At 62.0% G+C, this 13,986-nt stretch carries 14 protein-coding genes and 1 pseudogene; 8 read left to right on the forward strand and 7 right to left on the reverse strand.

The annotated features are described in order from the left end of the window. Nucleotides 1–59 precede the first annotated feature (59 nt). The 7 genes from J2X01_RS20110 to hxlB all read right to left on the reverse strand — a co-directional run bounded on the left by J2X01_RS20110 (nt 60) and on the right by hxlB (nt 6,250). A complete protein-coding gene (locus tag J2X01_RS20110; RefSeq protein WP_310061701.1) occupies nt 60–680 on the reverse strand; it encodes an MBL fold metallo-hydrolase in 621 nt (206 codons plus the stop codon). Then, nucleotides 677–1,783 (reverse strand): S-(hydroxymethyl)mycothiol dehydrogenase, encoded by a 1,107-nt coding sequence (locus J2X01_RS20115; protein ID WP_310061702.1) that lies wholly within the window; start codon nt 1,781–1,783, stop codon nt 677–679. The genes J2X01_RS20110 and J2X01_RS20115 overlap by 4 nt, the downstream gene beginning before the upstream one ends. A gap of 104 nt (nt 1,784–1,887) precedes the next feature. Next, the gene (locus J2X01_RS20120; protein WP_310061704.1) at nt 1,888–2,880 is read right to left on the reverse strand and encodes a glucose-6-phosphate dehydrogenase assembly protein OpcA; all 993 of its coding nucleotides are present in this window, start codon (nt 2,878–2,880) and stop codon (nt 1,888–1,890) included. Beyond that, nucleotides 2,877–4,445, reverse strand: a complete 1,569-nt coding sequence (gene zwf / locus J2X01_RS20125) for a glucose-6-phosphate dehydrogenase (protein WP_310061706.1) — start codon at nt 4,443–4,445, stop codon at nt 2,877–2,879. Before zwf ends, J2X01_RS20120 begins: the two co-directional genes overlap by 4 nt. Before the next feature lie 46 nt (nt 4,446–4,491). Next, the gene (locus J2X01_RS20130) at nt 4,492–4,653 is read right to left on the reverse strand and encodes a hypothetical protein (protein WP_310061708.1); all 162 of its coding nucleotides are present in this window, start codon (nt 4,651–4,653) and stop codon (nt 4,492–4,494) included. 292 nt (nt 4,654–4,945) lie between these two features. After that, complete coding sequence (gene hxlA, locus J2X01_RS20135; protein ID WP_310061711.1) at nt 4,946–5,569, reverse strand: 3-hexulose-6-phosphate synthase; 624 nt, start codon at nt 5,567–5,569, stop codon at nt 4,946–4,948. Nucleotides 5,570–5,650: 81 nt separating this feature from the next. Then, a complete protein-coding gene (gene hxlB, locus J2X01_RS20140) occupies nt 5,651–6,250 on the reverse strand; it encodes a 6-phospho-3-hexuloisomerase (protein WP_310061714.1) in 600 nt (199 codons plus the stop codon). A gap of 371 nt (nt 6,251–6,621) precedes the next feature. Here hxlB and J2X01_RS20145 point away from each other — a divergent pair, with 371 nt between their 5' ends. From J2X01_RS20145 to J2X01_RS20180, 8 genes and pseudogenes are all read left to right on the forward strand, one after another. Beyond that, nucleotides 6,622–7,311 carry a FadR/GntR family transcriptional regulator gene (locus J2X01_RS20145; RefSeq protein ID WP_310061719.1) on the forward strand — a complete coding sequence of 230 codons (690 nt, stop codon included), beginning with the start codon at nt 6,622–6,624 and terminating at the stop codon, nt 7,309–7,311. Next, nucleotides 7,308–8,015 carry a cache domain-containing protein gene (locus J2X01_RS20150; protein ID WP_310061721.1) on the forward strand — a complete coding sequence of 236 codons (708 nt, stop codon included), beginning with the start codon at nt 7,308–7,310 and terminating at the stop codon, nt 8,013–8,015. The genes J2X01_RS20145 and J2X01_RS20150 overlap by 4 nt, the downstream gene beginning before the upstream one ends. Before the next feature lie 476 nt (nt 8,016–8,491). Then, nucleotides 8,492–9,976 (forward strand): APC family permease, encoded by a 1,485-nt coding sequence (locus tag J2X01_RS20155; RefSeq protein WP_310061724.1) that lies wholly within the window; start codon nt 8,492–8,494, stop codon nt 9,974–9,976. A gap of 413 nt (nt 9,977–10,389) precedes the next feature. Continuing rightward, entirely contained in the window at nt 10,390–10,770 is a 381-nt protein-coding gene (locus J2X01_RS20160; RefSeq protein ID WP_310061727.1) for a cupin domain-containing protein, read from the forward strand. A gap of 9 nt (nt 10,771–10,779) precedes the next feature. Beyond that, nucleotides 10,780–11,262, forward strand: coding sequence for a dimethylamine monooxygenase subunit DmmA family protein (locus tag J2X01_RS20165; protein WP_310061730.1), 483 nt, complete (start codon nt 10,780–10,782; stop codon nt 11,260–11,262). Next, entirely contained in the window at nt 11,259–12,245 is a 987-nt protein-coding gene (locus J2X01_RS20170; RefSeq protein WP_310061733.1) for a PDR/VanB family oxidoreductase, read from the forward strand. The genes J2X01_RS20165 and J2X01_RS20170 overlap by 4 nt, the downstream gene beginning before the upstream one ends. Further along, the gene (locus tag J2X01_RS20175) at nt 12,242–13,243 is read left to right on the forward strand and encodes a heme-dependent oxidative N-demethylase family protein (RefSeq protein WP_310061736.1); all 1,002 of its coding nucleotides are present in this window, start codon (nt 12,242–12,244) and stop codon (nt 13,241–13,243) included. Before J2X01_RS20170 ends, J2X01_RS20175 begins: the two co-directional genes overlap by 4 nt. Before the next feature lie 283 nt (nt 13,244–13,526). Then, nucleotides 13,527–13,986: pseudogene (locus J2X01_RS20180) on the forward strand (primary-amine oxidase); the annotation flags it as partial.

The raw sequence follows: 13,986 nt of genomic DNA on the forward strand, positions 1-13,986 counted from the left end.
TGAGGCGCGCCAGCTGTCCTGGCGCGCCTCAACGGCATCCTGCTCTTAGAGACCTTGCTCTACTGGGAAACCTTAGCCAGCGTTTCCCGTTCAGCTCCGATCGTAGTGTTGTCTCCGTGGCCGGTGCGAACCACGGTTTCGGCGGGCAGCGTCAGCAGCCGTTCGCGGATGGAGGTCAGTATGGTGGGGTAGTCGCTGTACGAGCGTCCCGTCGCGCCCGGTCCACCGCTAAAGAGGGTGTCGCCGGTGAAGACCGTTCCCTCACTTTCGAGGTAGAAACAGGTGGAGCCCGGGGAATGGCCCGGGGTGTGGATGGCCAGCAGCGCGGTGCCGCCCACCTCGAACACGTCGCCGTCGCCGTGGTACCGGGCCGGGTCCGAATCCGGGTAAACCTGCTTCCACAGGACCAGATCCTCCGGGTTCAGGATGATGGGGGCCCCGACGGCTGCGGAAACCTCGCGTGCTGCGCCGATGTGGTCGTTGTGCGCGTGGGTCAGCAGGATGGCCCGTACCTTCCGGCCGCGGACCTGGTTGATGATCGCGGCTGCATCGTGCGGTGAATCGATGATCACGCACTCGTCGTCGTTGCCCACGATCCAGACGTTGTTGTCCACGTCCCAGGTGCCGCCGTCGAGCGAAAAAGTGCCCGAAGTGACAAGGTTTTCGATGGTGACTGTCATGAGAAATCCTTCTGGGTCTTTACTTCAACAACCGAGCGCAGGACCTTGCCCTCGTGCATCCTGGCGAAGGCTTCCTCCACCTGATCGATGGTGATCCGCTCGGTGACGAAGGCATCCAGGTCAAGGTTGCCCTGCTTGTAATGCGCCACGAGCATGGGGAAATCGCGGGAGGGCAGGCAGTCGCCGTACCAGGAGGACTTGAGTGACCCGCCCCGGCCAAAGACATCCAGCAGGGGCAGCTCAACCTTCATGTCCGGCGCCGGGACACCCACCAGCACCATGCGGCCGGCGAGGTCACGGGCGTAGAACGCCTGCTTGTACGTTTCGGGACGGCCGACGGCGTCAATCACCACGTCCGCTCCGTTGCCTCCCGTGAGGGCCCGGATGGCCTCGATGGGGTCTTCCTTGCCGGAGTCCACGCCGTGGGTGGCGCCAAGGGACTTGGCCATCTCCACTTTGTTGGCGTCGATGTCCACCGCAATGATCGTGGTGGCGCCCGCCAGCTTGGCTCCGGCGATCGCGGCGATACCCACGCCGCCGCAGCCGATCACGGCCACGGATTCGCCGCGCTTGACCTCGCCCGTGTTGATGGCGGCACCGATGCCGGCCATCACCCCGCAGCCGAGCAGCCCGACGGCGGCGGGATCGACGTCGTCGTCAATCTTGGTGCACTGCCCGGCGGCGACGAGCGTCTTCTCCGCGAAGGCCCCAATGCCCAGCGCCGGCGAGAGTTCCGTGCCGTCCTCAAGAGTCATCTTCTGCGTAGCATTGTGGGTGTTGAAGCAGTACTGCGGCTGGCCCTTGGCGCAGGCGCGGCATTCACCGCACACGGCCCGCCAGTTCAGGATCACCCGGTCACCGGGCGCCACCTGCGTGACGTCGGGACCCACCGCGCTGACTACACCCGTGGCCTCATGGCCCAGCAGGTAAGGGAAGTCATCGCCGATGCCACCCTGTTTGTAGTGCAGGTCCGTGTGGCAGACCCCGCAGGTGAGAATATCCACCAGGGCCTCCCCTGGCCCTGGATCCGGGACCAGAATAGTCTCCAGCGAAACCGGGGCATCCTTCGCCCTGGCGATGACTGCCTGTACTTTGTGGACCATTATTCTTGTGTTCCTTTCCTGGATCCGTCCGGATCCGGTGAATCGGCACCAAGTGCCAATCTAACTGACGCGTTGGGGTTCCAGGTCCTCGTCTCGAGGTCCCGTTATACGGCGATCAGTGACTGACGGTCCTGACTACGTCCCGGCTCCCCGCTACACGTGAATGTCATAAGTGTTTCTTGCTGCATTGCGGCGGTGCCGAGGCTGCGGACCGTTTCGCCGAAGACTTCGTCGGGGTCGAGGCGGCGGAGTTCTTCGGCGAGGCAGTCTTTGAGGCTGCGGCGGGGCAGGGAGATGCGTTGCGCGGGCTGGCCGGGTTGGGTCAGTTCGGCGATGGACAGTCCGGGCCGGAAGAGCTGCACGTCGCCGCTGCTGCGGCTGAGGCGGACGCGGCGGATCCCGGTCCCGGCGGGGTCCGCGACGATGGTCACGGGTGCGCCCAGGGCAAAAGTCAGCCAGGCCGCGAGCAGGATCGTAGAGGGTGAGTCGGAGGCGCCTTCGACTGTGGCGGCGGTGACGGGTGAGGAGTCCACCTGGTCCAGGATGGCGGCGAGTTGGATCCGCCAGTTCGTCAGCCTGGTCCAGGCGAGGTCGGTGTCGCCGGCTTTGTAGGTTTTGCGGATGTTTTCCAGCGCGGCGTGGGGGTCCGGTTCGTTCGCGGAGTCAGTGATCCGGCGGTGCGCGATCCGGCCCACGGAGGTTTCGCAGGCGTTCTCGGGTGCCCCGTGCGGCCACCAGGCCACGATCGGGGCATCCGGCAGCAGCAGGGCCGCGACGAGGGATTCGCTTTCGTGGGCGAGTTCGCCGTAGCCGCGGAGCACGATGACCTCGGAGGCGCCGGCGTCCCCGCCCACCCGGATCTGCGCGTCGAGCCGGTTGGGAGCCTCGGCCCCGGCGTCGGCGAGGACGATGATCCGGCACGGGTGCTCCCGGCTGGCCTCGTTCGCGGCCTCGATCGCTTCTTCCTCGAGCCCGGAGCGGGTGACGACCACGAGGGTCAGGACCCGGCCCAGGGCGATCACGCCGCCCTGCTCACGCAGGGACATGATCTTTTTGGAGATCTTCGAGGTGGTGGTGTCCGGCAAATCGACAATCATGGCCTTCTCCAGGTTCGTCCGTCGCGGGCCAGCAGTTCATCTGCGCTGGCTGGGCCCCAGGACCCCGGGGCGTAGGGTTCGGGCTGCTCATCCAAGCTGACCCAGTACTTCTCGAACGGGTCCAGGATCTTCCAGGACAGTTCCACTTCCTCGTGCCGCGGGAACAGCGGCGGCTCACCGAGGAGCACGTCCAGGATCAGCCGCTCGTAGGCTTCGGGGCTGGACTCCGTGAACGAGTGCCCGTAACCGAAGTCCATCGTCACGTCCCGGACCTCCATCTGCGTGCCCGGGACCTTGGACCCGAACCGGATCGTCGCGCCCTCATCGGGCTGGACCCGGATCACCACGGCGTTCTGCCCGAAGTCATCCTCGCCGTGGTCGGTGAACAGCAGGTTCGGTGCCCGTTTGAACACGACGGCGATCTCGGTCACCCGCCGGCCCAGGCGTTTGCCGGCGCGCAGGTAGAACGGCACCCCCGCCCAGCGGCGGGTATGGATATCGACCCGGATCGCCGCAAAGGTCTCGGTCTTCGAATCCGCCGGGATCCCGTCCTCTTCCAGGTAGCCCTGGACCTGCTCGCCGCCCTGCCAGCCGCCGGTGAACTGCCCGCGGGCCGAGTGCGTGGACAGATCCTCGGGCAGCTTGACCGCGGCGAGGACCTTTTCCTTTTCCGCCCGCAAATCATCGGCGTTGAAGGAAATCGGCTCCTCCATCGCCGTCAGCGCCAGCAACTGCAGGAGGTGGTTCTGGATCACGTCGCGGGCCGCGCCCACACCGTTGTAATACCCGGCACGCCCGCCAGTGCCGATATCCTCGGCCATCGTGATCTGGACATGGTCCACGTAGTTCGCGTTCCACAACGGCTCGAACAGCTGGTTCGCGAACCGCAGCGCCAGGATGTTCTGCACCGTCTCCTTGCCCAGGTAGTGATCGATCCGGAACACCGCGTCCGGCGGGAACACCGACTCGACAATGTCATTCAACTGCCGGGCCGAGTCCAGGTCATGGCCGAACGGCTTCTCGATCACCACCCGCCGCCACCTATCCCCGTCAGCCTGCGCGAGGCCGTGCTTGGAGAGTTGACGACAAACCTGCTCAAACGCCTTCGGCGGGATCGAAAGATAAAACGCGTGATTCCCCCGCGTGCCGCGGACCTCATCGAGCTCATCGATGACCTCACCGAGCCGCTCGAACGCGTCGTCGTCGTCGAAGGCACCCTGGACAAAACGGATGCCCTCCGCGAGCTGGTTCCACACCGCCTCATCAAACGGGGTCCGCGCGGACGCCTGCACCGCCGCCTTCACCTCGGCCGCGAACTCCTCATCCGACCAGGGGCGGCGGCCGAATCCCACCAGCGCGAAACTCGGCGGCAACAGCCCCCGGTTCGCGAGGTCATACACGGCCGGCATGAGCTTCTTACGGGCAAGATCACCGGTGACACCAAAAAGCACCAACGATGACGGACCGGCAATCCGGGACAACCGACGGTCCCGCGGATCCCGCAGCGGATTGACCCCGGACTTGTGCCCGGGCCTCGCACTTGAATCAACGTAGGTAAGTGACATGGTGGCTTCTAACTTTCGACAGGATAGTGCGGCCGCGGGCCGGCGGTTAGGAGAGGATCTGCTCGCGGGTCTCACCGTAGGGAACGGTGTCGCTGAGGGCGAGGGTGTACCGGCTGGGAGTATGGCGGGTGACCAGAATGCCGGAATAGCAGTGCGGCCTGGCTACCTGGCGGAGAGTGGCCTCGGCATCATCGAGCAACTCGTACAAACGACATGGCTCGGTAACAACTACTTCTAAATTGTGTGTGGCCTGACTACGCATGATGAACAGTTCCTTCCCATGGGTTTAAGTGCGCCCATGCGCCAACCCCACATCCTTGGGGTGTTGTGTTCCTGGAATTGGATTCAGCACTGAACCGTACTGCCCGCGGGGACGTATCTCCGCGGGCAGTACAGGAAAGAGACATTCCGGGCTGCAGGCCCCAATTACAAGGTCCTGCAGCACGGAGGTGGCGTCCCGCGATCGTTGGGAGTGCGGGACGCCTCCGTCAACCGGCTGCTTAGCTGATGGCGGCGCGGAGCTGCTTGGCTGCCAGTGCCGGGTCGGCTGCACCGTAGATGGCGCCGCCGGCGACGGCGACGTCGGCGCCGGCCTTCTGGACGTCTGCGATGGTGGCGAGCTTCACGCCGCCTGCCACGGAGAACGGAACGCGGGCTTCTGCGCCGGCGCGGAGCAGACCGTTCAGGTCGAAGCCGGGCTTTGCCTGCTCGTCCAAGCCAGCGTGCATCTCAACGAACTTTGCACCCAGGGCGCGGACTTCCTTGGCACGCGTTACCTTGTCTGCCACGCCGATGAGGTCAACAACCACGCCCTTGTTGTGAGCCTTGGCAGCCTTGACGGCGCCGGCGATGGTGGAGTCGTCGGCTGCACCGAGCACGGTGACCAGGTCAGCGCCGGCCTTGAAGGCGATGTCGGCTTCGAGTTCGCCGGCGTCCATGGTCTTGAGGTCAGCGAAAACAACCTTGTCCGGGTGGGCGTTCTTCATCGCGGTGATAACGGAGAGGCCTTCGGCCTTGATCAGCGGCGTGCCGAGCTCGATGATGTCTACGAATTCGGCAACCTGGCCGGCGAGTTCGAGGGCGGCTTCGGTGGTCAGCAGGTCGATAGCAACTTGGAGCTTCATGATGGTGTTTTCTTTCTGTTGGGAAATGCGGTGGTGTTGAAAAATGAGTGGGTACTGCGGTGGGTGAAGTCTGAGCCCCGGTTATTCGAGGTTTGCGTGCCTGAGCCAGAGCTCTTCGGCAGGTACATCCGTGTTGTCCCACAGGGACTGGAAGAGGGCTTCGGTGGCCAGGAAAAGTACCTGCTCGAAAAGGGACCCCGAGTACTGGCGGGAAACACTGGAGCCGTGGTCGGTCTTCTGGGCTGCGGGAATGATCACCAGAGCGTCGGCGAGGCCGGCAAGCGGTGAACTAGGGTTGGTGGTGAACGCGGCAATCCGCGCTCCCGCCTTCGCCGCTGTTTCGGCTGACTTGACTACTCCCGAGGTCGTTCCCGATCCGGAGGCCAACAGGAGCAGGTCGCCGGAAGCGATTGCGGGAGTGGTGGTGTCACCGGCGATGTGGACGTTCAGGCCCAGATGCATCAGCCTCATGGCGGCCATCCGCAGTACCAGACCGCTCCGGCCGGCTCCGGCGACGAACACCCGGCCAGGCTGGCTAAGGTGGCGGGCCAGGTCGGCGATCTGCTGTTCGTCGATTTTGGCCGCTGTGTCCGCGATCTCGTCCTGTACAAGAGAGAGATTCCGGACAATGTCATCTGTGCTGCTGTACCCGGTACGAACTGCACTTGCTGTCGTAGTCACGATGTTTTCCCCTTCTATTCGGTCGTTGGCCGGTAGCAGCCGAACGACGCTTTCTGGTTGATATCCATCCTCCCGAAGCGAACGGGCGGGGGTAACACTGTTTTCTGACGGTTCTAACTACACTTTGGGATGGTGCTGCCTTCGGAGGTTGGGTGGGGGCGCCCGGGGGAATACTGGAAAGCCGCAGTTTTGAAGGTTTTATTGCATAGACTCTGTACAAGAGCTAAGTCCTGTCGGTGCTGACCGGATCTGCTTGTTATTGACCTACTCCCATAGCCCATTTCCCGGAGCGCAGACTTTTGGCCTCGCCGTCCTCATTCCAGTCGCAGATATATCGGTCCCTGCCCGAAATCGAGAGGGCCGACGCGATCGTGGACAGGATTACCAAGGCCATCGGGCTCGGATTGCTCAAAGTAGGTGAACGCTTGCCCCCGGAAGCGGCACTCTCGGAAATGTTCGGGGTTGGCGGGGCAACCCTTCGTGAGGCGTTGGGAGAACTGCGGGAACGCGGCGTCGTCGAGACGCGCAGGGGCCGCAGCGGGGGAACGTTCGTCGTCAGCCAGCCGCGTACGCAAACTGACGCCATCCGGGACTGGTTCCTTTCGACGTCGATCTCGGAAATCCGTGACATCGGCGACGAACATTCCGCAATTGCAGCCACCACCGTCCGCCTGGCCTGTGAGCGCGCCGAAGCGCACGACTTCGAGCGGCTTCAGGAACTTGCCCGGGCATTGGTGCTGGCCGATACGCCTGAAATGCGTGCACCTGCTGACAGCCGCTTTCACATCGAGCTGGCCATCGCTGCCCAGTCGCCGAGGCTTACCAATGCCGAGATCCGGCTTCAGGAAGAAACAGTTCAGCAGCTTTGGACTCCCCTCACGGTGGCATTTGACCCCGAACAGGCAACCGCTGAACACTTGGAACTGGTCCGGGCAGTTGCCCAGGACCAGCCCGAGAAAGCGCAGAACCTTGTCCTTGAGCACATCAGGAGGAACATTTTCCATCTCATCGACAAGAAACTCACCCTTGGCTACGCCCACTCAACCCAGGATGGTCAATGATGCCCACCGCTCAAGTCGCACATGCTGCCAACGCCCTTTCTTCCTGGCTCAGTGGCGTCTGCACGGAGGTGAATAAACTCGCCAGCGACGTCTCCTCCCTCCTGGAGCGAAATCTCGCCGGCAAGCCCGGCATCGATGTGGCTGTCCTGGCCGGGTTGGACGAATATCCCCGCGACTTCCTGGCACGGAATACTTTTGCAGCCGGCGCCGGGACCTTCTTTGCTGTGGAAACCCTCGAGCCGGGGGTGCCGGCCCTGGACTGGTGGGCACGCAAGGAATACGGCACCATCGGCAGGCTCGACCTGGACATGACGCCAGGCAGCAGCCGCTATTACGACTATGAAAAGCTGCCGTTTTTCTCCACCGCCGCGTCCACAGGCGAGCAGAGCCTGTGGGGGCCGTATGTGGACTTCCTCGGCTTCGAGGAATACATCCTGACATTTGCGGCTCCGCTGTCCGTCAACGGACGGTTCACTGGGGTAGCTGCCTGCGACATCCGGATCAAGGACTTGGAACCCCTCATCATGCCGGCCCTGCGCGCTATCTCCGCCGATGCGGCCCTCGTCAATGCCAGCAACCGCGTTATTCTCGGCAACTCCGGTTTATACCTCGTCGGAGAGCGGATTAAGCCCGACTACCCCAATCAGCAGCGGATGAACCTGGATGTCCCTCACCTTGGGCTTTGCCTGATTTACATCGCCTAGCCTTGAGGCTTTCGCAGCCAACGGGCAGACCGTCAAGAGGACAGGACCAGACTTATTGTGAGCAAAAGCTATCCCAATAGAGCTTTTAAGCTGTAACCTCTGGGAGTGATCTGTTTCACATTCCGCTGGCGCGGAGCAGTCATGAGCCCTTCGTCACCTTCCCAGGCCCGGACAATACCCTCGTCCACATCCCGGGAAGTTCAACCCTGAAGGTGTCTTTGCGAGAGCCCCCCTTTGCGCACTTGTCGGCATAGCACCCTGATGCCACTCCTGTGCGCACCGGAGCCTGCCTCGTCCTACGAGTCAGTCCGCCGTCCGGACAATCACGCAGCTGCAGGATCGTGCTGCTGATTGGCGCCGTAGTACCGCGATGCCGCGCTGGACAGTCGTGGTTTTTCACTGCCAATGACAGATCCAAAAACCGAGTTCCATAACGAAGAAGTCAGAGACGACTTGAGTAGTTTTAGGGAGATTTTATGAGTGAAAATCGTTTGGACGGCACCGACCACCTGGAGAGGTCGATCGACTGGAAGCAGGGTTTGGCCATTGCGCTGGGTGTGCCCTTGCTGATTCTGCCCTCGTTGGGCTATCTGCCGATGTATGTGTCTGCCGCAGCAATCCTCATCTGGGGAATATCAGTCCTTCAGGGCTTTATGCAGAGCACCGCGTATGCCGAGATGGCCACCACGTTCCCCAAGGCTTCCGGCCTGCCGGGCTTTGCGCAGCATGTATTCCGGACTGAGAACTACAAGGGCAAGTACGACAAAGGCAAGCTGATCGGCGGCTTCAGTGCCTGGAGCTACTGGTTTGCCTGGAACCCTGTACTGGCAATTTTTTCCATCCTGGTGGGCGGTTACCTGCATGGACTGTTTCCGGTGCTGGCCGAGACATTTACCGAGTATCAGCTCGCGCTGATCTCAGGCCTGGTGATTTTCAGCGGGTTGTTCGTCGTGAACTGGTTCGGCCTCAAGGATGGCGCCAAGCTCGGTTACGTACTGGCCGCCTTCTCCCTTATACCTTTGGTTGTCCTGACCGTGGCCCCTTTCGCTACCGGGAAAGTCGAGCTGTCAAACATCACCGGCAGCTGGATGCCGGCCGATTGGGCCTGGGACATGCACCACATCCTGATTCTTTTTGGCATCTTTGCAATCGCACAGTGGAGTGCCTGCGCGTGGGAAACGGCAGCCATCTACGGTCCCGAATATAAGAACCCGTCGAGGGATGTCCCCAAAGCGCTTTATGCGTGCGGCGTCATCTGCTTCTTCTCGTTTGTTTTGGTGCAATCTGCAGTGATCGGCGTGCTCGGTGTTGAGGGGGTACTGGCCGAGCCCTTGTCGCCCCTGATTCCCGTGGCCCAGGCTGTCTTTGGCCAAGCCGGCACCATGGTCACCATCATCATGCTGATCGCCGCCATGATCCTCATCATCCAGACGGCCTACCTGGGCTCCTCCCGCGCCATGCACTCCATGTCCAGTGAAGGCAACCTCCCCAGGGTTTTCGGCAAGACAAACCGCCAGGGAACTCCGTTTGTTGCCATGCTGGTCATCGGAGCCTTCAACCTGGTGCTGATCTCTATGGGAACCCCGGCGGCAATCCTTGCTGCGTCCGCGATTGGCTACACCTGCGCCAACGGCATCAGCCTCTTCGCCTACGTCAGAGCTAAGAATCACCCGGCCTTCGCTAATTTGGAACGGCCCTTCAAAGCCCCCAAGGGCTGGAAAAAGGTTGCCCTGCTCTTTGGCCTGTTCAATCTGCCCCTGTGCCTGGTCGGCGTGGTCTACCTGAACAGCCTGGAAGTTGGTTGGACCTCAACCTGGGTTGGCTTCCTCGTACTGTCGCTATACATACCCATCTGGCTGTATACCCAGCGCGAATCCCGTCGACTGAAGGACAAACCAGCTACTGCTCCCTCTTCAGACGAGGACGCCGGAGATCTTGAAAGGGTCCCAAATCGCAGATGACGGAACCGGCCAGGGCTTCCAGCGAATGAGTCCTGCGCACCTGCCTGATCATGTCCCCCGCGATTGTCGCATAACGGCGCAGTACCGGGCGTAAATGGTCGCCAAGCGGCCCGGGCAGACAGTGGTACGTGCTTGCTTCACGGCGGATGCCGGGCCCTTTCGGGGGCCCGGCATCCGCCGTGAGTGCGTTCCCGGGGACCCGGCCTGTCAACTGTGCCGGGAAGAAATAAACCAGAATTCTCAAGTTAACTTTTAAAAAGTCTGGACTACATGAATTAACTCCCGTAGGTTTGCTTGTGGGGCAAGGAGCGTGACTCACATCACACTCGGCGGAGCGCGGCTTGGCCGGTTCTCCCGGAAGACGGTCCCTCCGGAACCCACCTTTCCCACCACAAGTCATAGGAGACAACACCATGGAAACCACACTCGTAGGAACACTGAGCAAGGCCGGATCCATCCACAAGGTAGAGAACGGCTTCCTCGGCCTGCCGTCGATGAACGAGCCCGGGACGGTCGCCGCGATCGGCGACTCCCTGCACAACCCTGAGGGCTCGGTCATGTGCGCCGGCTTCTTCGAGCTGAAGGCGTCCGAGCCGCTGGTGTACACGTACACCTACGACGAGATGAAGGTTGTCATCAAGGGCGAATTCATCCTCACGGACCAGACCACCGGAGAAGTCACGCACGCCAAGGAACGCGACGTGCTGTTCTTCCCCAAGGGCACCACCGTGAAGTTCGAGACCCCCGAGTACGGCCTGGGGTTCTTCGCCGGCGACCGCACCTTCAACCCGTAAGGACCACCCATGCGTTCCGCGTCCACGCCGCCAGCAGCCGGCAACGGCCTGGAACCTGGTTTCCGCGGTGTCATCTGTGTATCTTTCGGTTCCACAGGTGACACCGCAGTTCCAGACACCGATGGCCAGCCCCGCTACGATCTCCATTTCGAAGCAGCAACCGCCGACACCCTCTTGGAACTCAGGTCCGTATTCAGCAGTTCCCGTGTTGGCGTCCGTCTTGTACTCGCAGGACCCCCGACAGATATCCGTGCAGCCGCCGCAGTCGCCGCGGACTGCGGACTTCTGGGCGAGGAGGTAACACTCCTGTCCCAGGAAACCGGACCCCGGTTTGTTTATTGCCCGCATTGCCTTTCCACCACCACTGATGGGGCAGCCGGCACCGAGGTGAAGTGTCAAGGATGCGCAACCATCTTGACCGTCACTGATCACTTTTCCCGACGAAGAGGCGCATACCTGGGCTACTCAGCCCATGCCGAGGAGGCAGCATGACCGCCATAGCGCTCCAGCCCCAGGTCCACCCGGCGGTGGAGGGAGGCCTCCACCTGGAGGTGACAGACGTCAGCCGCCAGACGGAATCAATTGTCAGCATTACGTTTGCTGCTCCGGCAGGTGGAAGGTTGCCCTCTTATGTCCCGGGGAGCCACCTGGTGGTCCAATATGGGAACGGTGTCAATGCATACTCGCTGACAGGTTCAGGCAACGCGCCATCCGAATACACCATCTCTGTTCTGAGGGTCGAAGAAGGCGCCGGCGGCTCCGTGGCCATGCACCGGCTCTGCGTCGGTGACCGTGTTAACGTTTCACGTCCCCGGAGTGCGTTTGCCCCCGCATCAACAGCGACGCATCATCTGCTTGTCGCTGCAGGAATCGGAATCACACCGATTCTTTCGCATGCCAGGGCTGCGGTGGAGCGGGGCAACACTGCATCGATGATTTACGTGCACCGGCCGGACGCCGGCGCCCACGTGGCGGAAGCGCGGGAATTGCTGGGCCCGGGGTTGACCGCCTTGGTCGAGTGCACTGACCGGGGCAGTTTCCAAGACGTTCTGGCGGAAGCGCTGATAACGCAGCCCCTCGGTACCCACCTCTATGTGTGCGGTCCGGTTGTCTTCATGGATGCGGTCCTGGAAGAGGCCCGCAGCCAAGGCTGGTCATCCGCCCGGCTCCATTCAGAGGCCTTTGGCGCTGCCGAACTGGACGCGGGCGAACCCTTTACGGTGCATCTTGCACGCAGCGGCGTTCGTTTGGACGTTCCGGCTGGCGTTTCACTGCTGGAGACACTCGAAACGGCGGGGAAGAGCATTCCCAACATGTGCCGCAAAGGCATCTGCGGCGAATGCGTCCTGCCGGTACTTCGTGGCGCACCCCTGCACCGGGATCTATACCTATCCGACCAGGAAAAAGCCGCTAACACCACAATGATGTGCTGTGTTTCGCGTAGCAACGACCCAGAATTGGAGTTGGACCTTTGAGTACCACGATCATCGAGACCGATCCTGACGCCGCCCTCCTCCCGGAGCGGATCAGACGCTTTCCCTTTCCTTTTGCCACCGACACGTACCGGTACAGCGCAAACGTCGAACCGGCCACCAAGACTGCACCGACAGAAGCCGGCTCCTGGGGAGCCCATCTGGTGGACATCGACGAACACTACCTGGACGAACTGGCTGAGCGCGCCAAGGTGCTTAACCGCGACCCTTCCCGCGTGAATGTCCTCCCTCACATGCGACCGGCAGTGTGGGACGCCCTGACCACCCTGTTGTCCTCCATGGCGGACGATTACCCGGATACGATGTTTTTCCACCGGGAAGGAAACGTCTGCCAGTGGAAGAACGGGCTGCAGAATCTTGAGGTGGAATTCACCGTCGGCGACGACAGCTCGCTGCCTGAGGGGCCACTGCGGTTCCTCGGCAGCCAGATCCAGGACGACATCATTCTTCTTGACGTCCGTGAAGATACCCTGTGGCTCGATGCCGGCCTCGTGACCTTCGCTGCCGACTGGTCATTCGGTTTCGATGTCGGCATGAACTTCCTCGAAATCCACCATCCCGTCCCGCGGGTAAAGGAAGAACGCATCATCAGCCGGGCCGAGCAATTCCTGCTGCGCCTGCAGCCCGGGGAACAGTTTCGGCGGACCAACTGGACGATGACCATAGGCAGGCGCATGGACACCTCCACGGAAACCTACCCTGAATGGGGCCGGGACCGCAGCACCATAGCCGAAGACCCTGCCATGCCGGAGAAGCTCCACCTGCGGGTGGAAGTGCAGCACTTGATCCGTCTCCCGCACTCCGGGGCCCTGCTGTTCCTGGTCCGGACCCACCTCCTGCCGCTCGCCGACATTGCCCGGGTACCTGCGTGGCGGGAAAAGATGGGCAATGTGCTGGCAGAACTCCCCGACGACATGGCCGAATACAAAGGCATCATCCGCTACCGCAAAGCCGCATCTGATTGGCTGCTCGCCCGCTAGACCTCGGTAGCACACCATAAATAGCGCAATAAGAGAATATCCCTAAAAAAAGCTAGACTAAATGATTTATTTCACGTAGCTTGGCTGCAAGAGGAAAACGTGACCGGCATCACGCCAGCGGAGTTCAGGGTAGAGCTCCGCTGGCCAGCCGGCTCGGCATCCTCAGGCAGTTTCAAGCATATGAGTGGTCTGCCAAGTATTCGCCACCCCACTCGTGTCACGGGGCAACTCGCCTGTCAGGCCATAGGGATCTCATCCTCAAGAAAGAACCAAGGAGAAAACCATGACTCTCAACACTGAAATCCACACCGAGGTAGGGGTCGCACACCCCCTCGATCCGCTCTCCCGTGAGGAGATTTCCCGGGCGGCGTCCATCCTGAAGGGCGGCCCGGCCGCGGCGGAATCCTTCCGCTTCATCAGTATTGAGCTGCGCGAGCCCGAGAAGGCACTGCTCCGCTCCGGCGCCGCGACGGTCCGCGAGGCCGACGCGGTCCTGGTCAACCGTGCCGAGGGACGTTCCTACGAAGCGATCGTGGACCTGGACTCGGGCATCGTCTCGAAGTGGACCCAGCTCGCCGCCCACATCCATCCCCCGTTCATGCTGGACGAGTTCGCCGAAGGCGAAGAGAGCTGCCGGCAGAACCCCGAGGTCCAGGCCGCCCTGGCCAAGCGCGGCATCACCGACATGTCCCTGGTCTGCTTCGAACCCTGGTCCGTGGGCTACTTCGGCGAAGACGACCAGG

The organism is Arthrobacter ginsengisoli (assembly GCF_031456935.1).
Classification (GTDB): domain Bacteria; phylum Actinomycetota; class Actinomycetes; order Actinomycetales; family Micrococcaceae; genus Arthrobacter; species Arthrobacter ginsengisoli.